20 protein-coding genes are annotated in these 23,092 nt (G+C 64.8%); 12 read left to right on the forward strand and 8 right to left on the reverse strand.

What is annotated here, in order from left to right; all coding sequences use genetic code 11:
* Nucleotides 1-33: 33 nt before the first annotated feature.
* Together IFT65_RS05680 and IFT65_RS05685 are read right to left on the reverse strand one after the other, a co-directional pair.
* Complete coding sequence (locus IFT65_RS05680; protein ID WP_192080686.1) at nucleotides 34-2,406, reverse strand: 3-hydroxyacyl-CoA dehydrogenase/enoyl-CoA hydratase family protein; 2,373 nt, start codon at nucleotides 2,404-2,406, stop codon at nucleotides 34-36.
* A 26-nt stretch (nucleotides 2,407-2,432) separates the two neighbouring features.
* A complete protein-coding gene (locus IFT65_RS05685) occupies nucleotides 2,433-3,116 on the reverse strand; it encodes a TetR family transcriptional regulator (RefSeq protein ID WP_192080687.1) in 684 nt (227 codons plus the stop codon).
* Nucleotides 3,117-3,361: 245 nt separating this feature from the next.
* Between IFT65_RS05685 and ndk the strand changes: the two genes are divergently transcribed.
* From ndk to guaA, 12 genes are all read left to right on the forward strand, one after another.
* Nucleotides 3,362-3,787: a nucleoside-diphosphate kinase gene (gene ndk / locus IFT65_RS05690; protein ID WP_188324263.1), complete on the forward strand. Its 426-nt coding sequence runs from the start codon at nucleotides 3,362-3,364 to the stop codon at nucleotides 3,785-3,787.
* A gap of 9 nt (nucleotides 3,788-3,796) precedes the next feature.
* Nucleotides 3,797-5,014, forward strand: coding sequence for a 23S rRNA (adenine(2503)-C(2))-methyltransferase RlmN (rlmN, locus tag IFT65_RS05695; RefSeq protein ID WP_192080688.1), 1,218 nt, complete (start codon nucleotides 3,797-3,799; stop codon nucleotides 5,012-5,014).
* A 79-nt stretch (nucleotides 5,015-5,093) separates the two neighbouring features.
* Entirely contained in the window at nucleotides 5,094-5,810 is a 717-nt protein-coding gene (locus IFT65_RS05700) for a tetratricopeptide repeat protein (RefSeq protein ID WP_249405067.1), read from the forward strand.
* 6 nt (nucleotides 5,811-5,816) lie between these two features.
* Nucleotides 5,817-6,689 (forward strand): RodZ domain-containing protein, encoded by an 873-nt coding sequence (locus tag IFT65_RS05705; RefSeq protein WP_192080689.1) that lies wholly within the window; start codon nucleotides 5,817-5,819, stop codon nucleotides 6,687-6,689.
* A gap of 80 nt (nucleotides 6,690-6,769) precedes the next feature.
* Nucleotides 6,770-7,408, forward strand: a complete 639-nt coding sequence (locus tag IFT65_RS05710; protein WP_188324259.1) for a tetratricopeptide repeat protein — start codon at nucleotides 6,770-6,772, stop codon at nucleotides 7,406-7,408.
* On the forward strand, nucleotides 7,408-8,613 hold the full coding sequence (bamB, locus tag IFT65_RS05715) for an outer membrane protein assembly factor BamB (protein ID WP_188324258.1): 1,206 nt from the start codon (nucleotides 7,408-7,410) through the stop codon (nucleotides 8,611-8,613). The genes IFT65_RS05710 and bamB overlap by 1 nt, the downstream gene beginning before the upstream one ends.
* A gap of 16 nt (nucleotides 8,614-8,629) precedes the next feature.
* Nucleotides 8,630-10,027: a ribosome biogenesis GTPase Der gene (der, locus tag IFT65_RS05720; RefSeq protein ID WP_192080690.1), complete on the forward strand. Its 1,398-nt coding sequence runs from the start codon at nucleotides 8,630-8,632 to the stop codon at nucleotides 10,025-10,027.
* 155 nt (nucleotides 10,028-10,182) lie between these two features.
* Nucleotides 10,183-11,337, forward strand: a complete 1,155-nt coding sequence (gene moeB, locus IFT65_RS05725; RefSeq protein ID WP_274602791.1) for a molybdopterin-synthase adenylyltransferase MoeB — start codon at nucleotides 10,183-10,185, stop codon at nucleotides 11,335-11,337.
* A gap of 360 nt (nucleotides 11,338-11,697) precedes the next feature.
* Nucleotides 11,698-13,530, forward strand: coding sequence for a monovalent cation:proton antiporter-2 (CPA2) family protein (locus IFT65_RS05730; RefSeq protein WP_192080692.1), 1,833 nt, complete (start codon nucleotides 11,698-11,700; stop codon nucleotides 13,528-13,530).
* Between the two features lie 120 nt (nucleotides 13,531-13,650).
* Nucleotides 13,651-14,532, forward strand: coding sequence for a bifunctional methylenetetrahydrofolate dehydrogenase/methenyltetrahydrofolate cyclohydrolase FolD (folD, locus tag IFT65_RS05735; protein WP_188324254.1), 882 nt, complete (start codon nucleotides 13,651-13,653; stop codon nucleotides 14,530-14,532).
* A 253-nt stretch (nucleotides 14,533-14,785) separates the two neighbouring features.
* Entirely contained in the window at nucleotides 14,786-16,240 is a 1,455-nt protein-coding gene (guaB, locus tag IFT65_RS05740; RefSeq protein ID WP_188324253.1) for an IMP dehydrogenase, read from the forward strand.
* A 109-nt stretch (nucleotides 16,241-16,349) separates the two neighbouring features.
* Complete coding sequence (gene guaA, locus IFT65_RS05745) at nucleotides 16,350-17,915, forward strand: glutamine-hydrolyzing GMP synthase (RefSeq protein WP_192080693.1); 1,566 nt, start codon at nucleotides 16,350-16,352, stop codon at nucleotides 17,913-17,915.
* A gap of 73 nt (nucleotides 17,916-17,988) precedes the next feature.
* Here guaA and IFT65_RS05750 read toward each other — a convergent pair whose 3' ends face one another.
* The 6 genes from IFT65_RS05750 to IFT65_RS05770 form a co-directional block, all read right to left on the reverse strand.
* Entirely contained in the window at nucleotides 17,989-20,112 is a 2,124-nt protein-coding gene (locus tag IFT65_RS05750) for an XVIPCD domain-containing protein (RefSeq protein WP_249405044.1), read from the reverse strand.
* A gap of 252 nt (nucleotides 20,113-20,364) precedes the next feature.
* Nucleotides 20,365-21,198: a zeta toxin family protein gene (locus IFT65_RS18655; protein ID WP_249405045.1), complete on the reverse strand. Its 834-nt coding sequence runs from the start codon at nucleotides 21,196-21,198 to the stop codon at nucleotides 20,365-20,367.
* A complete protein-coding gene (locus IFT65_RS05755) occupies nucleotides 21,195-21,494 on the reverse strand; it encodes a hypothetical protein (protein WP_192080694.1) in 300 nt (99 codons plus the stop codon). The genes IFT65_RS18655 and IFT65_RS05755 overlap by 4 nt, the downstream gene beginning before the upstream one ends.
* Before the next feature lie 144 nt (nucleotides 21,495-21,638).
* Nucleotides 21,639-21,986, reverse strand: coding sequence for a hypothetical protein (locus IFT65_RS05760; RefSeq protein ID WP_249405046.1), 348 nt, complete (start codon nucleotides 21,984-21,986; stop codon nucleotides 21,639-21,641).
* 102 nt (nucleotides 21,987-22,088) lie between these two features.
* Entirely contained in the window at nucleotides 22,089-22,394 is a 306-nt protein-coding gene (locus tag IFT65_RS05765) for a hypothetical protein (protein WP_192080695.1), read from the reverse strand.
* A 144-nt stretch (nucleotides 22,395-22,538) separates the two neighbouring features.
* Nucleotides 22,539-22,847, reverse strand: a complete 309-nt coding sequence (locus IFT65_RS05770) for a hypothetical protein (protein WP_192080696.1) — start codon at nucleotides 22,845-22,847, stop codon at nucleotides 22,539-22,541.
* Nucleotides 22,848-23,092: the final 245 nt, after the last annotated feature.

A 23,092-nucleotide genomic window follows, 5' to 3' on the forward strand; every position in this document is an offset into this window, starting at 1 on the left:
TGCCGGCCAACGGCCGGCACGACCGATGTCCCGTCAGTTCCGCAGCGGCTTGCCGGTCTTCAGCATGTGCGCGATGCGGGCCTGGGTTTTTTCCTGCTGTGCCAGTTCGACGAAGTGCTTGCGCTCCAGGGTCAGCAGCCACTCCTCGTCCACCAGCGTGCCGCGATCCACTTCGCCGCCGCACAGGACGGTCGCGATGCGTACGGCGATCTCGTAGTCGTACGGGCTGATGAAGCGGCCTTCCAGCATGTTGACCAGCATCATCTTGAAGGTCGCGATACCGACATCACCGGCGACCTGGATGCGGCGCGAGGGCATCGGCGGGCGATAGCCGCCTTCGGCGAGGGCCAGCACTTCAGCCTTGGCGATGTGCAGCGCCTCGAAGCTGTTGAACACCACCTTGTCGGTGGCGCGCATCAGGCCGAGTTCCTTCGCGTTGACCGCCGAGTTGGAGACCTTGGCCATGGCCACCGTTTCAAAGGTCTTCTTCAGTTCGGCGAACACATCACCACCGGGGCCGGCAGCCTGCGATGCACGCACCGCCAACTCCTTCAGGCCGCCGCCGGCGGGCAGCAGGCCAACGCCCGCTTCCACCAGGCCGATGTAGCTTTCCAGCGATGCCACGCTCTTCGCGCTGTGCATCTGGAATTCGCAGCCACCGCCCAGGGCCAGGCCACGCACCGCCGTCACTACCGGTACCAGCGAGTACTTGATCGCCTGGCTGGTGCGCTGGAAGTTGTGCACCATTTCTTCAAACTGCTCGACCTTGCCGGCCTGCAGCAGGCCCAGTGCACCGGCCAGGTCGGCGCCGGCGGAGAAGGGTTCCTTCTGCTGCCAGATCACCAGGCCCTTGAAGTCTTTCTCGGCGCGCTTGATGGCTTCCTGCAGGCCATCGAGCACGTGATCGGACACGGTGTTCATCTTGGTCTTGAAGCCGACCACCGCGATGCCATCGCCGTCGTGCCACATGCGCACGCCGTCGTTTTCATACACGGTGTCGCCCTGCGGGAACTGTTCGCCCAGCAGCGGATCGGGGAAGCGCTGGCGCTGGTAGACCGGCAATGCGGAGCGCGGCAGCTTGGCGTTGCGCGTCGGGCTGTAGCTGCCTTCGGCGGCGTGCACGCCATCGCGGCCATCGAACACCCAATCCGGCAGTGGCGCGCTGCTCATGCTCTTGCCGGCGACGATGTCATCGGCAATCCACTGCGCGACCTGCTTCCAGCCGGCGGCCTGCCAGGTTTCGAACGGACCCAGCGACCAACCGTAGCCCCAGCGGATGGCCAGGTCGACGTCGCGCGCGGTCTCGGCGATGTCAGCCAGGTGATACGCGCTGTAGTGGAACAGGTCGCGGAAGGTGGCCCACAGGAACTGTGCCTGCGGGTGCTGGCTCTCGCGCAGTTTGGCGAACTTTTCCGCCGGATTCTTGATCTTCAGGATCTCGACCACTTCCGCTGCAGCGGTCCGGTCAGCGGCGCGGTAATCCTGCTTTTCCAGGTCCAGCACCATGATGTCCTTGCCGACCTTGCGGAAGATGCCCGCGCCGGTCTTCTGGCCCAGTGCGCCCTTGGAAATCAGCGCGTCGAGCCACTTCGGCGATTTGAAGAACGCGTGCCACGGATCGTTGGGCAGGGTGTCGCCCATGGTCTTGATCACGTGCGCCATGGTGTCCAGGCCGACCACATCAGAGGTGCGGTAGGTCGCCGACTTCGGGCGGCCGACCAGCGGGCCCGTCAGGCCGTCGACTTCGTCGAAGCCCAGGCCGAATTCCTGAGTGTGGTGGATGGTGGACAGGATCGAGAACACCCCGATGCGGTTGCCGATGAAGTTCGGGGTGTCCTTGGCGTACACCACGCCCTTGCCCAAGGTGGTGACCAGGAAGCTTTCCAGGCCCTCCAGCACGCTGGCGTCGGTGGTGGAGGCCGGGATCAGCTCGGCCAGGTGCATGTAGCGCGGCGGGTTGAAGAAATGCACGCCGCAGAAGCGATGACGCAGCTGTTCGGGCAGCACGTCGGCCAGCTTGTTGATGCCCAGGCCGGACGTGTTGGAGGCCAGCACGGCGTGGTCGGCCACGAACGGCGCGATCTTCTTGTACAGGCCCTGCTTCCAGTCCATCCGCTCGGCGATGGCTTCGATGATCAGGTCGCAGTCGCGCAGCTGCTCCAGCCCGCTCTCGTAATTGGCCGGCGTGATCGCCTCGGCGTAGGACTTGCTGGCGAGCGGGGCAGGGCTGAGCTTGCCCAGGTTGGCGATCGCCTTCAGCACGATGCCGTCGGCGGGGCCTTCCTTGGCGGGCAGGTCGAACAGCACGGTGTCGACGCCGGCGTTGGTCAGGTGGGCTGCGATCTGGGCGCCCATGACGCCGGCACCCAGCACGGCGGCGCGGCGGACTAGCAGGGAATTGGACATGTCGATAAGCCTTGGTTGGTCAGCAGTTACTGGGTGGAAAGGGAAGGTGGGGTGACAGCCGGGCTGGCGGACATCGCGGCGCTGCGTGCAGCCGCGCGGAAGCCGGCTTCGGCGAAACGGATGAGTTCCTGTGCGGCCTGGGCACCATGCGCGGCTTCGGTGACGCCGGCAGGTCGCTTGATCAGGCCGAAATCGGCCATCGCATAGGTAAGCGACCCGGCCAGGAAGTCGAGGCGCCAGTACAGCTCTTCCTTGCTCAGATCCGGCACGCAGGCGGAAATGGCACGACCGAAGTCTCGCAGCACGTGGCCGTAGTGATCCGACAGGAAGCGCCGCAGGTTGTCGTTTTTCTCCGCATAGGCACGGGCGATGACGCGCACGAACGCGCCACCGCTCTGGCTGTCCTGCGCCATCGCCAGCGCCGGCTCGACGAATGCGGCCAGCACCGGCCGCAGTTCGCCCGGATGCTCGCTGCGTGCTTTCTCCAACTGCGCCATCCGCGCGGCGGTCATTTCGTCCATGCGGCGCCGGAACACCTCGTTGACCAGGTTTTCCTTGGATCCGAAGTGATAGTTGACCGCTGCGATGTTGACGTCAGCCTGGCTGGTCACCTGGCGCAGCGACGTCCCGGCAAAGCCATGCAGCGCAAACAACGCCTCGGCGGCGCCGAGGATGCGGTCTTTGGTGGAGAAGTGGGCAGGTCTGGCCATGGAGAACAGGGTTCAATCAAACGATTGTTTGATATTAGACCTGGGGCTCGGCGCAATGCATTGTGCGCCGCAGCATCATGTCGCCGCCGTTCATCCCCGGCCGCAGATGAATGGCCGGGGCTACCGTGTGTTGCGGCGAGGCGCTACAATAAGCCTACGTATATCAGCCTAAGCCCGCGTTTCGACGTGGGTTTTTTTCATGCTACCCTCGGGCCTTGAGTGGCCCGGATCTCGGAGATACCACCATGGCGCTGGAGCGCACCCTTTCGATCATCAAGCCCGACGCCGTCGCCAAGAACGTCATCGGTGAAATCTACGCCCGCTTCGAAAAGGCCGGCCTGAAGGTCGTCGCTGCCAAGTACAAGCAGCTGTCGCGCCGCGAAGCCGAAGGCTTCTACGCCGTGCACCGCGAGCGTCCGTTCTTCAACGCGCTGGTCGAGTTCATGATCTCCGGCCCGGTGATGATCCAGGCGCTGGAAGGCGAGAACGCCGTTCTGGCCCACCGCGACCTGCTGGGCGCCACCAATCCGAAGGAAGCCGCGGCCGGCACCATCCGCGCTGATTTCGCTGAATCCATCGATGCCAATGCCGCCCACGGCTCGGACTCGGTCGAGAACGCCACCAACGAAATCGCTTACTTCTTTGCCGCCACGGAAGTGGTCTCCCGTTAAGAGGTTGCCGTGAACGAGGTCGTACAGACACCCGCCATCCAGCCGCTGCCGAAGTCGGCACCCACGGCTGGCAAGCAGAACCTGCTCGACCTCGATCGCGCGGGCCTGGAGCGTTTTTTCGTCGAAAAACTCGGCGAACAGAAGTTCCGGGCACATCAGGTGATGAAGTGGATCCACCATCGCTACGTCACCGATTTCGATGAAATGACCGACCTCGGCAAGGGACTGCGCGCCAAGCTGCAGGAACATGCCGAGGTGCTGGTTCCGAACATCGTGTTCGACAAACCGTCCGCCGACGGCACCCACAAGTGGTTGCTGGCGATGGGCAACGATGGCAAGAACGCCATCGAAGCGGTCTACATTCCGGACAAGAGCCGCGGCACGCTGTGCGTTTCCTCGCAGGTGGGCTGTGCGCTGAACTGCACGTTCTGTTCGACCGCCACCCAGGGCTTCAACCGCAATCTGTCCACCGCCGAGATCATCGGCCAGGTATGGATTGCCGCGCGTCACCTGGGCAACGTGCCGCACCTGATGCGCCGTCTCACCAACGTGGTGATGATGGGCATGGGCGAGCCACTGATGAATTTCGACAACGTCGTGCGCGCGATGAACGTGATGCGCGACGACCTGGGCTATGGCCTCGCCAACAAGCGGGTGACTCTGTCCACCTCCGGCCTGGTGCCGATGATCGATCGGCTGTCCACCGAAAGCGATGTGTCGCTGGCGGTGTCCCTGCATGCGCCGACCGATGAGCTGCGCGAGACCCTCGTGCCGCTGAACCGGAAGTACCCGATCGCAGATCTGATGGCGTCCTGCGCGCGCTACCTGCGTGGCAACAAGCGCCGCGAATCGGTGACCTTCGAATACACCCTGATGAAAGGCATCAACGACCAGCCCGAGCACGCCCGTGCACTGGCCCGGTTGATGCGCCAGTTCGACAACGCGGTGCAGGCCAAGGGCTCGGGCAAGGTCAACCTGATCCCTTTCAATCCCTTCCCGGGCACGCGATACGAACGCTCCGACGATGTGCAGATCCGCGCCTTCCAGACCATCCTGCTGGACAACAACGTGCTGACGATGGTGCGCCGTACCCGCGGTGATGACATCGATGCGGCGTGTGGCCAGTTGAAGGGGCAGGTCATGGATCGGACGCGGCGCCAGGCCGAGTTCAACAAGACCCTTGATGCGCTTGAGAACGTACGGGCCGGGCGCGATGCAGCGGCCTGACCGCCTGCTCGCCGGTGCTGCCCTGTGCGCGCTGGTGCTGGCGGGGTGCGGTGGTGGCAGCAAGGGGGGCGGATTGAAGATGGGCAAGGCCGAGATGTCGGTTGCGCCCACCTACACAGCCCATGACGGCGAACAGGTGCGACGCCAGCACCAATACAACAACGACGTGACGCTGGCCGGGGCCGACCTCGGGGCCGGCAATCTGGACGCGGCGGAAAAGCGCGCGCGTTCGGCGCTCAAGCTGGACAGTGGACGCCCTGACGCGCTGCTGCTGCTCGCTGCCGTCGCGCAGCGGCGTGGCGACAACGTACAGACCGGCCAGCTGCTGCAGCGGGCCACCGTGCTGGCTCCCGAGCGCGGCGACGTGCTGAACAACTACGCGGCGTGGTTGTGCCAGCAGGGGCGTGCGGCGGAGTCGCTGCCGTGGTTCGACCGGGCGCTGGTGGCGCCGGGCTACGCCACGCCGGCCATCGCGCTGTCCAACGCCGGTGCCTGCGCCCTGGATGCCGGGCAGCGTGAACGCGCCCAGCGTGACCTGCGCGCATCGCTGGCCAGCGAGCCCAAAAACGCCCAGGCGCTGACCGCGATGGCGCAACTTTCGTACGACGATGGCCGTTTCATGGAAGCGCGTGCGTTTTCGGAGCGCCGCCTCGCGGCTGCACCGTCAACGCGTTCCGTGTTACAACTGGCGTCGCAAATCGAGACGCGACTGGGTGATGCGGCAGCCGCCGCACGCTACCAGCAGCGGATTCGTCAGGAATTTCCGCAGGATGCGGACCCCAATTCCAAGGGTTGAAGCATAGTGACTGACAACCAGACCGTGAACGCTTTCGAGACGGCAGCCGGCTGTGGCCAACGCCTCCGCCAGGCCCGTGAAGCGGCAGGACTGACACTTGACGAGGTTTCCAAGCGCCTGCACATGCCTGTGCAGGTCGTCCGTTCGCTTGAGGAAGAGCAGTGGCAGCGTCTGGGCGCGCCGGTGTTCGTCCGCGGCCAGCTGCGCAGCTATGCGCGGCTGCTGGGCGTGGACGTGGGACAGGTGCTTGAACAGGCCCAGGTGGGGCCGATCGTGCCGCCTACCCTGGTCAGCCATACCCATACGCCGCGCGCGCGGCGCATCGCGGAAAGCCTGGGCCGACGCCTCCTGTACGTGGGCATCACCGCAGCGCTCGCGGTGCCGGTCTGGTTCGCTACCCGCAGCCATCTGGATGGCAGCGGGCAGGGGCCCAACACGGCCTCCCTGGATGTGATCCCGGCAACGGTGGCCGTCGCGCCGCCTGCCGATGGCCGCGATGCCGCGCCGGAACCGACGGCCGCTGCGACACCGCAGCGACCGCCCGCCCAGCCCTACATGGCCTCGTTGACGCCGGTGCCACGGCCTGCGGCGGTCGAGCCGCCGGTGGCTGCCGGCACGGCGTTGGCACTGCAGTTCAGCGGCGACAGCTGGGTGGACATCACCGGGCCCGATGGGGCGACGGTGGAAAAAGCGCTGATCAAGGCGGGCCAGTCGCGCAGCTTCCCGGCAGGCCAGGTCAGCCGGATCGTGCTGGGCAACGCCTCGCAGGTGCAGGTTCAGCAGAACGGCACCATCATCGATCTCGGTCCGTATCAGCGAGCCAACGTTGCCCGCTTTACGGTATCCTCTGACGGCTCCGTGGTCCCGGTTTCCAACTGAGACCGCGGCGGCACTCCACAACCCAATGAACAGTCCTCCCCGGCGAGCTTGTCTCCGGCTCGGGTAGGGCGAGAGTACGCATGGCGATCGACGACCTGCTCGACGAGCACGAACAAAGTGAACGCGTCCGCTCCTGGCTGCGCAAGAACGGCCTGAGCATCCTCGGTGGCGTAGCAGTGGCCGTCGGCGCGATCTGGGGCTGGGGCTACTGGCAGCAGTCGCACGGCGACAAGCTGGCCTCGGCCAACCTGGAGTACCAGAAGGTGCTCAAGGGCATCGAGGAGAACAAACTCGATGAGGCGGGCAAGGCAGTGAAGGCACTCGACGCCGGCCCGTCCAACATCTATTCCGAACTGGCTGCCCTGCAGCTGGCGAAAGCGCAGGTGGAAGCCGGCAAGAACGATGACGCGCTTGCCACCCTGCGCGCGGTCAGCGTGGAAGGCGACCTGAAGCACGTGGTTGACCAACGCATTGCGCGTCTGCTGGTTGCGACCGGCAAGGGCGACGAAGCCATCAAGCTGCTGGGCTCGGCCACCGACAGCAGTGCGCTGGAGATTCATGGCGACGCCTTGATGGCCGCCGGCAAGCGGGATGAAGCCCGCGGGCAGTACGAGAAAGCGCTTAAGACGCTGGACGTGGCAGCGCCCCAACGGCGCCTGCTGGAAACCAAGTTGATGGACGCCGGCGGCACGGTCGCGGCGACTGAGGAGACGGTGTAATGGGTCAGATGGTCATCCTCAAGCGGGTTGCCACGGTTGCGATGCTCGGCATGGCACTGTCCGGCTGCAGCACGGTAAAGGGCTGGTTCGCCGGCAAGGACGCAGCGGCGAAGAAACTGCAGGAACCGGCCGAACTGGTGAAGTTCGATGCCACGGTGAAGATCGACAAGCTGTGGACGGTCAACCTGGGCAAGGGCGAAGAGCGCATCGGCGTCCGCCAGGGTCCGGTCGTGGCCGATGGTCGCGTCTACGGCGCGGCGATCACCGGTGGCGTGCACGCCATTGATCTGCAGACCGGCAAGAAGATCTGGACGTACGAGCCGGCCAAGGAAAAGAAGAAGCCGAAGCTGCGCCTGTCCGGTGGACCGGGCGTGGGCGAAGGCCTGGTGGCCATCGGTACGCTGGACGGACAGGTGATCGCGCTCGATGCCAACGACGGCACCGAGAAGTGGCGCGCCAAGGTGCCCGGCGAAGTGATTTCCGCGCCGGCCATCGGCCAAGGCATGGTGTACGTACGCAGCAATGACGGCCGCATCACCGCGTTCGATGTGTCCAACGGCACCCAGCGCTGGTTCAACCCGCGCGAACTGCCGGCGCTGACCGTGCGCGGCAACGCGCCGATCGTGCCGGGTCCGGGCGTGCTGTTCGTCGGCAACGACGACGGCAGCATCTCCGCGATGGCGTCCACCGATGGCCGCACGCTGTGGGACCAGGTGGTCGGCAACCCGGAAGGGCGCACCGAACTGGACCGCATGGCCGACGTGGATGGCGCCCCCGTGCTGGAAGGCGCCACGCTGTATGCCAGCAGCTTCAAGAACCAGACCATGGCCATCGAAGGCCCGACCGGCCGCCCGCTGTGGGCGCGCGATCACGGCGGTGCCGGTGGTGTCGCCGTGTCGACGTCCTACGTGATCGTTACTGACAACCAGGGCGGTGTATTCGGCCTGGACAAGCAGAGCGGTGCGGCCAGCTGGTCGCAGACCGGCCTGGCCCGGCGCCAGTTGACCGGTCCTGCGCTGCAGGGCGATTACGTGGTTGTCGGCGATCTCGACGGCTATGTTCACTGGCTGCAACAGTCCGACGGCGCGATGGCCGCCCGGGCAAAGACCGGCGGGACCGTCAAGGCCCAACCGATAGTCGCTGACGGGGTGCTGCTGGTGCAGAACGTCGAAGGCAAGCTGACCGCTTACCGGTTGGCCAATTAATTACGGAGTAAACGCGATGCTGCCCCTGGTCGCCCTGGTCGGACGGCCGAATGTCGGCAAGTCCACAATTTTCAACGCGCTCACGCGCACCCGCGACGCGCTGGTCCATGACCAGCCCGGCGTGACCCGTGACCGCAACTACGGTGTCTGTCGCCTGGACGAGGACAACCCGTTCCTGATCGTGGACACCGGCGGCATCGCCGAGCAGGAAGAAGGCCTGGCCGGCGCGACCGCGCGCCAGGCACGTGCTGCTGCGGAGGAAGCCGACCTGATCGTGTTCGTCGTGGATGCCCGCGACGGCACCTCGTCGCTGGACGATGACATCCTGGCGTGGCTGCGCAAGCAGCAGCAGCCCAAGGTGCTGCTGATCAACAAGATCGACGGCACCGACGAGCACACCGTGCGCGCGGAATTCTCGCGGTACGGCTTCAGCGAGATGATGACCGTCTCGGCGGCGCATCGTCAGGGTCTGGATGACCTGCTCGAGGAAATCGTCGAGCGCCTGCCGGAAGAAGGCAGCGCCGAAGAGATGGACAACGATCCGAACCGCGTGCGCATCGCCTTCGTCGGTCGCCCCAACGTGGGCAAGTCGACGCTGGTGAACCGCATCCTCGGCGAGGAGCGGATGATCGCCTCTGAAGTGCCGGGCACCACCCGGGATTCCATCTCGGTGGACCTGGAGCGCGAGGGCCGTGACTACCGACTGATCGACACCGCCGGCCTGCGCCGTCGGGGCCGCGTGGACGAAGCGGTGGAGAAGTTCTCCGTCGTCAAGACCATGCAGGCGATCGAGCAGTGCCAGGTGGCCGTGCTGATGCTGGACGCACACGAAGGCGTGACCGACCAGGACGCCACCGTGCTCGGTGCGGTGCTGGATGCCGGCCGTGCGTTGGTGATTGCGATCAACAAATGGGACGGACTGACCGACTACCAGCGCGAACAGGCGGAGACCCAGTTGTCGCTGCGCCTGGGCTTCGTGCCGTGGGCCGAGTCGGTGCGTATTTCGGCGATGCACGGCTCTGGCCTGCGTGAACTGTTCAATGCAGTGCACCGTGCGCATGCGTCGGCGAACCATCAGTTCAGCACCAGCGAAGTGAACCAGGCGCTGGAAGTGGCCTACCAGGCCAATCCGCCGCCGACCATTCGTGGCCACGTGTCCAAGCTGCGCTACGTGCATCCGGGCGGCGCCAACCCGCCGACCTTCATCGTGCACGGCACGCGGCTGAAAGAGCTGTCCGAGTCGTACAAGCGCTACCTGGAGAACTTCTTCCGCAAGCGCTTCAAGCTGGTCGGTACGCCGGTGCAGTTCATCTTCCGCGAGGGAGCGAACCCGTACGAAGGCAAGAAGAACCCGCTGACCGAACGCCAGGTCAAGGCCAAGCGTCGCCTGATGAAGCACGTCAAGGGTCGCTGACGCGACCCGGTAACGCCGAATCCACTGACGCCGAACCCACGGTAGCGCCGACCCATGGTCGGCGAGCGCAGCGGGCCGTTCGCGGCGCGACCAGATCACCGGTAACGCCGACCCATGGTCGGCGAGCGCAGCGGCGGTGTGCCACCCCTGCGCGCATGGCCGATAATGCCGCCATGCGTATCCCCGAAATAACCCCGGAAATCGCCCTGCAACGCCTCGCTCACGGCGCGGCGCTGATCGACGTGCGCGAGGCGCACGAGCGTGCAGGCGGCATGGCCCAAGGCGCGCACGGCATCGCCAGCGGCGTGCTGCAGGCCGATCCTGGCGCGCACCTGCCGCGCACCGACCAGGACATCCTGCTGATCTGCCAGACCGGCCGGCGCTCCGTCGATGCGGCGCAGGCGCTGCTCGCTGCCGGCTATGCAAACGTCGCCTCGGTGGCCGGCGGCACCGTCGCCTGGCGCGCGCAGGGACTGCCGCTGGTGCAGCCCCTGACATCGGCCGAAGACCGCGATTTCTACGATCGGTATGCCCGCCATCTGCTGTTGCCGCAGGTCGGCGAAGCAGGCCAGCGCCAACTGCAACGGTCGCGCGTGCTGGTGCTGGGCGCTGGCGGGTTGGGCTCGCCTGCCGGCTTCTACCTGGCCGCGGCCGGGGTAGGGCAGCTCCGTTTTGTCGACGATGACCGCGTGGAGCGCAGCAACCTGCACCGGCAGATCGTGCACACCGAAGCCAGCGTAGGCACGCTGAAAGTGGACTCGGCCCGCGAGCGCCTGCTGGCCCTGAACCCTTCTCTCAAAGTAGAGGCCATCGCCGAGCGTGCCACCTCGTCAAACATCGACGCGCTGATGGACGGGGTGGACGTGGTGCTCGACGGCTCGGACAACTTCCCGCTGCGCTACCTGCTCAACGACGCGTGCATCAAGCACGCCAAGCCCCTTGTGTATGCCGCGATCGAGCGCTTCGATGGCCAGGTGAGCGTGTTTGACGCCGGACGCCAGCGCGGCGTGGCGCCGTGTTACCGCTGCCTGTTCCCGCAGCCGCCTCCGCCGGAGTTCGCGCCGAACTGTTCCGAGGCGGGCGTGCTCGGCGTCCTGCCCGGACTGGCCGGTATCCTGCAGGCGACCGAGGTGCTGAAGCTGCTGCTGGGCATCGGCGAGCCGCTGACCGGACGCCTGCTGCGCTTCGATGCGCTGGCGATGCGCTTCCGCGAAACCCGGCTCAGCCCCGACCCGCAGTGCGCGGTCTGTGGTCCGGGCGTCGAGTTCCCCGGCTATATCGATTACGCCGCGTTCTGCGCGGGCCGCTGATTTGCCGCTACGCTCGCCGAGCGTGGCTCGGCGCTACCCGGGTGTGGTGGCGGGACCCTTCCCCGGCTGTATTGATTACGCCGCCTTCTGCGGGCCGCTGATCCGCCGCTGCGCTCGCCGAGCGTGGCTCGGCGCTACCGAGGCACCCATCTGGCGCGCAGGGCCGTGACACCTGTAGCGCCGACCCATGGTCGGCGAGCGCAGCGGCAGCCGTTCGTTCGCAATGCCAGATGGAACGACATGGCGATAGATTAACCACTCGTTGCGCCAGCAGAACAATCAACCGCAACTCACGTGGTATTGATTACCACCCGCATGCCCTATCGTTGAGCCCTCTCGACGCCTCACAGGAACGGCCGCATGGCGGTGGAAGCAGCAGCAAGCAGTGAACTGGTCAAGGTCGTCGCCCTGTTGGGCGCGGCAGTGGTGATGGTGCCCCTGTTCCGACGATTCGGCCTCGGGTCGGTCCTGGGCTACTTCACCGCTGGTCTGGCGATCGGGCCGTTCGGGCTGGGCTGGTTCTCCGATCCCCAAGCCATCCTGCACACCGCCGAACTCGGCGTGGTGATGTTCCTTTTCGTGATCGGGCTGGAAATGCGGCCGTCGCACTTGTGGAGCCTGCGCAAGGAGATCTTTGGCCTGGGTACGGCGCAGATTACCGTCTGCGCCATCGTACTGACCCTGGTCGCCAAGCTGTTCGGCCTGCCGTGGCAGGTGGCCTTCATCGGTGCCACCGGCTTCGTGCTCACCTCTACCGCGGTGGTGATGCAGTTGCTGGCCGAGCGCGGTGACATCGCGTTGCCGCCGGGGCAGAAGATCGTCTCGATCCTGCTGTTCGAAGACCTGCTGATCGTGCCGTTGCTGGCGCTGGTCGCGTTCATGGGCCCGTCTGCGGGCAGTGCCGACGGCGAGGGCTCGCGCTGGATGTCGGTGGCCATCGGCGCCGGCGCAGTGATCGGCCTCGTGCTGGTCGGGCGTTTCCTGCTCAATCCGCTGTTTCGCATCCTCGCTGCCGCCAAGGCGCGCGAAGTGATGACCGCCGCGGCGCTGCTGGTGGTGCTGGGCGCGGCACTGCTGATGCAGCTGTCCGGGCTGTCGATGGCGATGGGCGCGTTCCTGGCCGGCGTGCTGCTCAGCGAGTCGACCTTCCGTCACCAGATCGAAGCCGATATCGAGCCCTTCCGCGGCATCCTGCTGGGCTTGTTCTTCCTCAGTGTCGGCATGGCGCTGGACCTGGGCGTGGTGGCACGCAACTGGCCGTTGATCGTCGGTCTGGTGCTGGCGCTGATGGCGGCCAAGGCGGTCTGCATCTATGCCGTGGCACGACTGCTGGGCAGCAGCCATGCGCAGGCGCTGGACCGTGGCGTGGTGATGGCGCAGGGCGGCGAGTTCGCGTTCGTGCTGTTCGCCGCCGCTGCCAGTGCCGGGGTGATCGACGTGGACATCAACGCCAACTTCACCGCCGTGGTCGTGCTGTCGATGGCGCTGACCCCGCTGGTGGTGCTGGCGCATAAGCGCTTCGCTGCACCTGCCGTGGTCAGCATGGAAGGCGTGGAGGAGGCCGAGGGACTGTCCGGCAGCGTGTTGCTGATCGGCTTCGGACGCTTCGGCCAGGTGGCCAGCCAGTCACTCCTGGCGCGCGACGTGGACGTGACCATCATCGACAACGACGTGGAGATGATCCACAGCGCCGAACGCTTCGGTTTCAAGATCTATTACGGCGACGGTACCCGTCTGGACGTGCTGCATGCGTCCGGTGCAGCGTCGGCGCGCGCGATTGCGGTGTGCGTCAACGACGCTACCGAGGCGGACCGCATCGTTGAGCTGGTGTCGCACGAATTCCCGCAGGCCAAGCTGCTGGTGCGTTCGTTCGACCGCGAACACTCACTGCGTCTGATACATGCAGGTGTCGATTTCCAGATCCGCGAAACCTTCGAATCGGCCGTGGTGTTCGGTCAGGCCGCGCTGATGGAACTCGGTGCCGATGAGGACGATGCACGCGATATCGCCGAGCAGATCCGCGAGCGCGACGCAGAGCGCTTCCAGCTGGAAATGGCCGGCGGCGACCTGATTTCCGGTGCGCATATGGTGTTCGGCACCTCGCTGCCAGGCGTGCCGACGCCGACCCCGTTCACCGTGCCGAAGCGTCAGTCGCGCACGCTCAATGCCGATCAGGTGCCGCCGGACGCTTGACCAGGGTAGTGACGGCCGCTGGCCGTCAGCCCCTGCAATCCCGCCTTGACGGCCAGCGGCCGTCACTACCGGGCCTGAATCAGGGACAATAGCCGTCCCCGCCGCTGCACGCCCGCTTCGATGACCCTGCCGACCGACGCCCCCTCATCCGCCCGCATCCTCGATGGCCGCCGCATCTCCGAGGCGCTGCTCGACAGCCTGAAGGTGCGCGTGGACGCGCGTGTCGCCGCTGGTGGCAGCCGCCCCGGCCTGGCCGTGGTGTTGGTAGGAGGCGATCCGGCGTCGACCGTCTATGTGCGCAACAAGCGCCGTGCGGCGGAGAAGGTGGGCATCGAAGCGCATGACTTCGACCTGCCCGCCGGCACCAACGAATCCGATCTGCTTGCGCTGATCGACGAGCTGAACGCCGATCCGAAGATCCACGGCATCCTGATCCAGCTGCCGCTTCCGGGTATTCCCGATGCCCGCCGCCTGATCCAGCGCATCGATCCGCGCAAGGACGTCGACGGCTTCCATCCCGAAAATGTCGGCCACCTGGCGTTGCGCGAATTCGGCCTGCGCCCGTGCACTCCGCGCGGCATCACCACGCTGCTGGGCCACACCGACCAGCCCGTGCGCGGCCGCAACGCGACCATCGTCGGCGTCAGCAACCACGTCGGCCGGCCGATGGGGCTGGAGCTGCTGATCGCCGGCTGCACCGTGACCAGCTGCCACAAGTTCACCCCGAAGGACGTGCTGGAGCAGGCCGTGCGCAACGCCGACATCCTGGTGGTCGCGGTCGGTCGCCCGGGCATCGTGCCGGGCGAATGGGTCAAGCCCGGCGCAGTGGTGATCGACGTGGGCATCAACCGGCTGGACGATGGCCGCCTGGTCGGCGATGTGGGCTTCGAGGCCGCTGCGCAGCGCGCCAGCTGGATCACCCCGGTGCCCGGTGGGGTAGGGCCGATGACGGTGGCGACGTTGATGCAGAACACGCTGGAAGCGGCCGAAGCCTTCGTCTGAGAGATCGCGCGTAGAGTCCGCTGCGCTCGCCGACCATGGGTCGGCGCTACCAGCCCCTGCCTCGCCCGATTCCGCCCACCCGCCGCGACGCCCGATAACGCCGCACCCCGGTAGCGCCGAGCCACGCTCGGCGAGCGCAGCGGCGCCTTTCACCCCGCACCCTACCGGCGCGACACACCGTCGCATCTACCCCCTGCCGCTCGGCCGACAATCAGGGTAAAATGACGCGCTTCCCCACATCTCGGGTATGCCGATGCTGCGCATCCAGGCTGAAGCTCTCACCTACGACGACGTCTCGCTCGTCCCCGCCCACTCGATCATCCTGCCGAAGGATGTCAGCCTGGAAACCCGGCTGACCCGCGACCTGCGGCTGAAGCTCCCGATCCTGTCCGCTGCGATGGATACCGTCACCGAAGCACGCCTGGCCATCGCCATGGCCCAGCTCGGCGGCATGGGCATCATCCACAAGAACCTGAGCGTGGAACAGCAGGCCGCCGAAGTGGCCAAGGTCAAGAAGTTCGAGGCCGGTGTCATCCGCGATCCGATCACCGTCGGGCCGGAAACCACCATCCGCGACGTGCTGGCGCTGACCCAGGCCCGCAACATCTCCGGTGTGCCGGTGGTGGATGGCGGCCAGCTGGTCGGTATCGTCACCCACCGTGACATGCGCTTTGAAACCGAGCTGGACGATCCGGTCCGCCACATCATGACCAAGAAGGATCGCCTGATCACGGTCAAGGAAGGCGCGGCGTCGGAAGAAGTGCAGCTGCTGCTGCATCGCAACCGCATCGAAAAGATCCTGGTGGTCAACGATGAGTTCGCCCTGCGCGGCCTGATCACCGTCAAGGACATCCAGAAGAACACCGATTACCCGAACGCTGCCAAGGACTCCGCCACGCGTCTGCTGGTGGGTGCCGCGGTCGGCGTGGGCGGCGATACCGATCGTCGCGTCGAAGCGCTGGTCGCCGCCGGCGTGGACGTGCTGGTGGTGGACACCGCGCACGGCCACTCGCAGGGCGTGCTGGACCGCGTACGTTGGGTCAAGAAGCACTTCCCGCAGGTGCAGGTGGTCGGTGGCAACATCTGCACCGGCGAAGCCGCACTGGCGTTGCTGGATTGCGGCGCGGACGCGGTCAAGGTCGGCATCGGTCCGGGCTCGATCTGCACCACCCGCGTGGTCGCCGGTGTCGGCGTGCCGCAGATCACCGCCATCGATCTGGTCGCTGAGGCACTGCAGGATCGCATCCCGCTGATCGCCGACGGTGGCATCCGGTACTCCGGTGACATCGGCAAAGCGCTGGCCGCCGGTGCGTCCACCATCATGATCGGTGGCCTGCTGGCCGGTACCGAGGAGTCGCCCGGCGAAACCGAGCTGTTCCAGGGCCGTTCGTACAAGAGCTACCGTGGCATGGGCTCGCTTGCGGCGATGGAGAAGGGGTCCAAGGACCGCTACTTCCAGGACGCTTCCAGCGCCGACAAGCTGGTGCCGGAAGGCATCGAAGGCCGCGTGCCGTATCGCGGCCCGGTCGGCGGCATCATCCACCAGCTGATGGGCGGCCTGCGCGCCACCATGGGCTACGTGGGCTGCGGCACGGTCGAAGACATGCGCAGCAAGCCGAAGTTCGTCAAGATCAGCGGCGCCGGCCAACGTGAGAGCCACGTCCACGACGTGCAGATCACCAAGGAACCGCCGAACTACCGCGCCTGAGGCCGGACGCAAGAAGAGGAACGAGGAAGCTGCTTCCCGTTCCTCTTTCTTCATCCGCCGCTGGTTGCGCTTTCGTACTCCGTTATTCCTCCTGCATCGCCCGGGCATCATGACCAACATCCATACCGACAAGATCCTCATCCTCGATTTCGGCGCGCAGTACACCCAGCTGATCGCCCGTCGCATCCGCGAGCTCGGCGTCTACTGCGAGATCTGGGCGTGGGACCACAACCCGGCCGACATCGCTGGCTTCGGGGCCAAGGGCATCATTCTGTCCGGTGGCCCGGAATCGACCACCCTGCCGGACGCGCCCGCCGCGCCGCAGGAAGTGTTCGACAGCGGCCTGCCGGTGTTCGGCATCTGCTACGGCATGCAGACCCTGGCCGCTCAGCTGGGCGGTGAAACGGAAGCCGCCGACCAGCGTGAATTCGGCCATGCCGAAGTCAACATCGTGGCCCCGGATTCGCTGTTTGCCGGGCTGAGCGACCACCCGGGCGAGGCACGGCTGAACGTGTGGATGAGCCACGGCGACCATGTGTCCAAGGCACCGCCGGGCTTCACCATCACCGCCACCACCGATCGCATCCCGGTGGCCGCGATGGCCAACGAAGAAAAGCGCTGGTACGGCGTGCAGTTCCACCCGGAAGTGACCCACACCCTGCAGGGCCAGGCGCTGCTGCGCCGCTTCGTGGTGGACGTGTGCGGCTGCGAAACCCTGTGGACCGCCGCCAACATCATCGACGACCAGATCGCCCGCGTGCGCGAACAGGTGGGCGATGACGAAGTGATCCTGGGCCTGTCCGGCGGCGTCGATTCGTCGGTCGTGGCGGCGCTGCTGCACAAAGCGATCGGTGACAAGCTGACCTGCGTGTTCGTCGACACCGGCCTGCTGCGCTGGCAGGAAGGCGACCAGGTGATGGCGATGTTCGCCGAGCACATGGGCGTCAAGGTGATCCGCGTGAACGCGGCCGACCGGTACTTCGCCAAGCTGGAAGGCGTGAGTGATCCGGAAGCCAAGCGCAAGATCATCGGCAACCTGTTCGTGGACATCTTCGACGAAGAGTCCAACAAGCTGAAGAATGCGAAGTGGCTGGCACAGGGCACCATCTACCCGGACGTGATCGAGTCGGCCGGCAGCAAGACCGGCAAGGCGCACGTGATCAAGAGCCACCACAACGTGGGCGGCCTCCCGGAACACATGAAGCTGGGCCTGGTGGAGCCGCTGCGCGAGCTGTTCAAGGACGAAGTGCGCCGCCTCGGCGTCGAACTCGGCCTGCCGCGCAGCATGGTCTATCGCCATCCGTTCCCGGGCCCGGGCCTGGGCGTACGTATCCTGGGTGAAGTGAAGCGTGAGTACGCCGAGCTGTTGGCCAAGGCCGATGCGATCTTCATCGAGGAACTGCGCAAGGCGGATCTATACGACAAGACCAGCCAGGCGTTTGCCGTGTTCCTGCCGGTGAAGTCGGTCGGCGTGGTGGGCGATGCACGTGCGTACGAGTGGGTGATCGCGCTGCGTGCAGTGGAGACGATTGATTTCATGACGGCGCACTGGTCGCACCTGCCGTATGAGTTCCTGGGTACGGTGAGTAACCGGATCATCAATGAGCTGCGGGGGGTTTCGCGGGTTGTCTATGACATCTCGGGGAAGCCGCCGGCTACTATTGAGTGGGAGTGAGTTGAACGACAAAGGCGCCGAAAGGCGCCTTTGTCACATGCAGAGTCGCGATCCCCACTGGGGCGCATGCACGTCAACCCATGCTGGCGGCGCGGCTCTGGACACTCTGCTGAACACGCTGATCGTCCAACTGCTGCTCAAGCTGGTTGGCCTGGGCGCGCTGCTGGGCTTCCCGGGTTACTGCATCGAACTGCTGCATTGAATCCTCCACGGAGGTCTGTGCGGCAAGCGCGGTCGGCATTGCGGCCCGTTGGTGCGCGGGGTCGCTTGGCTCGCCTTGGACCACGAACAGGCTGTGCCCGGCGGCCTTGTCCGGGGTCGCGTTGCTGAGCAGTACGTGGTCCACCCCGTCCAGGTCGTTGTCCTTGGCCAGCACCAGCAGACTGGCCGCCATCCGCTCGCTTGTGGCATCAAAGCTGCGGCCATGCCTGGCATCCAGCGCTTCGACGCCGTCGCGTATCTGCTGATACAGCGCATGATCGGCATGGCTGGGCTGGCTGGGCAGTACGGGCGAGGATGGTGCTTCGGGTTGCCCGTAGGCTGTCCCGCCTAAGGGCAGCGCAGTCTGTGCCTCCGCTGGCGATTGCGCGTGCGGCCGCTCGCCTTGGGCGACTACCGGCGCGGTGACCTCTGACTGCAGGGGCCGGGCGGATTCACTTTGCGCGACCTTTCCGAGACTGCTTGTTGATTGCAACTGGATCGGCGCTTGCCAGGCTTGCTGCTCCTGGACGTCGACAGTCCTTGATGGGCCGTCGGCCAATTCGACCGGAACGGGCGGAGCTTGGGAGTCGGTGTGAGCCGAATGCGGATGCCACGCGGGAGCGGGGCGCTCAACCGAAGGTGCGACTGCCGGACTCACGGGTCGCTGAGCGTCGGATTGCTCCGCCTTGCCCATAGGCAGCGGAGAGGCGGGAGAGGGGGGTGCATGTTGCGAGGGAGCGGTCGTATCGACGCGCGCTTTCTGCTCGGTTGAATCATCCACCGTTGGAGGCGCTGTCGTCGCAGTTGGCTCCTGTCGTGGCGCTTCGCGACTCGCCGACTCTCGCACCCGTTCCGCAGGCTCGGATGACGTCGGCGCTGCAGGTACGGACGTGCGTTGCTCCTGCACCAGAGGCGGTGTGCCGGGTGCAGATGAAGCGCGTTGCTCGGCCCGCTCGTCGATCACTGCCTGCGGCAGCTGGCGTTCATCGGCGTGCTCGCCACGAACCTCGGCGACCGCAGCGGCGGCCACCTGTTGCGTCTGCGGTGCAGCGACGCCCAGCCGGTTGGCTTCCTGAGTGGCCTGTTGGTAGGCATCACGCTCGCTGGGGCTCAGAGCCTCGATACGTCGCTCATGGGCACCGGGTGTGGGAGCCTCCTGCTGCTGGATGGTCCGGATCTGCGGGTAGGTGCCGTTCAACTCATCGCGGATGTTGCCCTCGGCCAGCGAATCGTAGATCCAGCCATCATGCAGCCATTCGCCATCATGCTGTTGCTGATAGGTGCGCCCGTCGGAAGCCAGCACGTGATCGGGATGATTCCGGGCCCACACCACTTCCTCGGGAATCTCTCCATGCTGGGACCAGCCCTGCGCGGTATATACCTGCTCGTACTGCTTGGCGAAGGCCGCCGAGCTACGTGCGGCGTTGAAGGCCATGATGCCTTGAGCGGTCTCATCAAGATGGGCCGTCTTCGCTACATCGGCTACTTCCACCGTCGTATTCTTGATGCCGTGATCAAGGATCTGATGGACGACTTCACGCCGCCACTCTCCGGTTTCCGGATTGCGCTCCCACGAACGAGAAAGGACGCTGGGTGTATCGGTAGCGTGGCCAGCAATGCTGAAGGGATTGATCGGTTGATCAGGCTCCCGCATCCGCAAGCCAACGGCCATGCTTGAGGCCTGGTAGTTAAGTTGCTGGGTCAATTCGGCATCGGCCGTCAGCAGCCTGGTCGCGCCATAGATCGGGCGATCCGCCTGCGTGCCCACGGTGCCTACGATTTCCCGCTCGCTGTGCGTCCAGCCCTTTTCAGGGCGCTCGGGATCAAACGTCCAGACCCTGCCGGTGCTGTCGGCCTGGTTGTTGATCTTGTATCTCTCGATCCAGTCGACGACTTCGCTGGCGCCCCACGCACCCAGCCCGGCACCGATGATGCTGGTGACAATCGCGCCGGGGCCGGACTCGATGCCCAGCAGTGTGCCGGCCTTGGCGCCCAACGCTGCCCGGTCCAACCACCGACACTGCGCGCACCCAAATCCAACATCGCGGCTTCCGCACCTGTGCGATTGTCACGCGCGTACAGGTCGGCAATCTTCGTCCCTTCCGTGGCGGCTTCAACGACGGTCGCAGCGGCGCCACCGATGACGGTACCCCGCACCATGTTCGGACGCACGCGGATGGTGTGGTCGATGGTGCGTGCTTCTTGGATGTTGGGCGTAGTGCCTTCAACAACCTTGAGCGACGCGCGTTCATCGAAAACGGCCGTCGCTGTAGTCGGGCTGACCTTTTCGTTGTTGGGTAGGGTGTCTGCAAGTTCGGCATGCCAGCGACCTTGCGCGCGCCAGCCATCGCGCAGGTTCTGGGGTGGTCCGAGGGTCCTTCAGCCGAGCGTCGCGTTCTGCTTCCAGTGCGGCGCTCGGCAGGCGGGTATCGCTCCGGCTGTCGTAGAGCTGCGCGCCTTCGCGACCGTAGAGCCGAATCTGGACGCCAGTCTCGGCTTGGACTTTGTCCAGATTCCCGGGCAGGGCCTCGTAGACGTGCTTGCGCACGTCTTCGGGGACGTAGCGGCCGAAACCTTGGTTGTCCAGGTCTTCAGTAAATCTTCGGTCGACACCAAGTTCGCTTTCCAACCGATGCGCGACAACTGCCCGAATCTCGACTTCATAGCCCTTGGTCTGGAGATCCAAGATCAAGTCAACTGCGCTGTCGCCATTTCCTAGTGTCGTATCGAGGATGACATTCCTGCGGCCCTCGATAGCCGTGGATCGCAGCTCCTTTGCCCATTGGCTGGCATCGTTGTGGGTATATCCTGACCAGGTGTATGGGTGCTGCTGGAAAAGCTGCGGAGCGTCACGGTGCATCTCCCGCAGCGCATCGGGATCGATCGGGATGGCATCACCAGCAAGTTCTCGAATTGCAGCACGGGCAACGCCGCTCTTGCCTGCCCCTGGCTGTCCAGCGAGGATGATGGCCTTTGGGCGCTCCTGTGGGCTGGTGCTGTGCAGGCCACTGGCCGGAAGCACTTTCTCCAGAAACGCCTGCGCATGGGCCTCGGTTGTCAAGCTCCAATCGGGTGCGGTCAACGCTCGAGCTCCCGAAAATAGGAGTACATGGACTCATCTGCTATCCATTGACTTTGGAGGCGCGTCCTAAGCATCACCCGCTCTTTTTCAAGTGCATTGGCAATATCCTCAGGACTCCCAGATGCCTCGGCAGCGGCAAGGTCGCCACTCGCCTCCAAGATGAACGCTCCCAGTCTTCCTTGCAAAGCGGAGACCGCGTCATCAAATGGCATTAGCGGAATCTGTCGTGACCGTTCGGCTGATCGATTGAGTACCTCCTGCAGTCGTTCGATATGCTCCGGATAGTCCTTGAGCATTTCACGGAGTTTGGCTGGAACTGGAGGAGGAGCTTGAAGCATAGTCGATACCTATTCGGGGGTTTTGCGCGCTTATTGTGATTATCTGTACGTGGGGAGGTGAGTTCATTGCAACTCAGGGCTGGCTGGCCAACGCGAGAATGGTCAGATGCCTTTGCTGTTGGTCTGGAAGTAGGCCGCCAGATCACTGATGTTCAGCATCCCGCCGCCCCCGCTTCTCGCCATGAACATCAGTTCGAGCTTTTTATTTGCCAGTGCAACGTCCTGTGGATTACCTGACTCCTCGGCGGTAATCAGTTCAGCTCGCGCCTCACCGATAAAGCCACTGAGGTAGTCCTCCAATACCCAGGCTGCGGCTTCAAAGGGCGGGGTGGACTTGATTCTTCTGTCCTTTACCGAATAGAGAGCGTTCTGAAGTCGTTCGATATGCTCCGGGTAGTCCCTCAGCATTTCCCGGAGCTTCGCCGGAACGGGGGGATGGGGTTGAGACATGGTCGGCACCTATTCAGCGGTTTGACACGTTTTCATCAGTATCTGTTCTGGCAGGTACGAGCTCAATGCCACCCACCGCCGGCCAAACAGCGGAAGGAGTCCTCAGGCGCCTCCCCGATTGCGGTCGAAGTAGGCGCGCAGCTCACTCAGATTCGCTAGCCCTATGTTGCCCGACCTGGCAAATGACATCAGTTGTTCCTTTTCTTTAGCTCGTTCAATGGCTTGCTGATTGCCCGAAGCCTCAGCAGCGTCCAATTCAACGCGCGCTTCGCTCTTGAAGGAACTGAGATAGTCCTCCAATAGCCAGACTGCGGCCTCGAAGGGTGGCGTGGACTTGATTCGTCTATCCTTTACCGAATTGAGAGCCTTCTGCAGTTGTTCGATGTGATCCGGATAGTCCTTGAGCATTTCCCGGAGCTTCGCCGGAACGGGGGGATGTGGTTGAGACATGGTCGGCACCTATTCAGCGGTTTGACACGTTTCCATGAGTATCTGTGGTGGCAGTTACGAGTTCAATGCAATCCACGGCCAGCTGACTATCACAAGGCGTCGTTAGACGCCTCTGAAATGGAGGTCGAAGTATTCCCCGAGGTCGTCGAGCTTGGCCATGCGACTATTGCTGGACCTAGCGAACGACATGAGTCGCTTTTTCTGATGGGCCTCAGCTATTGCCGCTAGGTTGCCCGACTTCTCCGCAGCCTCAAGCTCATCGCTAGCTTCCATGATGAACGCTTCGAGCGTTCCTTCCAGGGCCCAGATCGCATCATCGAGCGGCATGAACGGAATCTTGCGGGATCGCTCAACCGATCGATTTAGAACTTCCTGCAATCTCTCGATATGCCCGGGATAATCCTCGAACATTTCGCGGATCTCGGCCGGAACAGGAGGGGACCCAAAAGCCATGACTGTCGCCTTTTCAGCAGATCCATGCGGATTCGAGAGTATCCGCACATGCGTTGTGGGGTCCAATGTCATTCGCGACATTGGTTGGGTGGGTTGCCTGCCGCCTTGAGCGGGATTGGAGGCAAGGGGCGCGTCGAGGGACAGCATCCACGCGTGGCGCGGGATCTACTGAAGCTACACTGGCCACCGACGCCCCATGGAAG

Source organism: Stenotrophomonas sp. CFBP 13725 (assembly GCF_014841935.1).
Taxonomy (GTDB): Bacteria; Pseudomonadota; Gammaproteobacteria; order Xanthomonadales; family Xanthomonadaceae; genus Stenotrophomonas.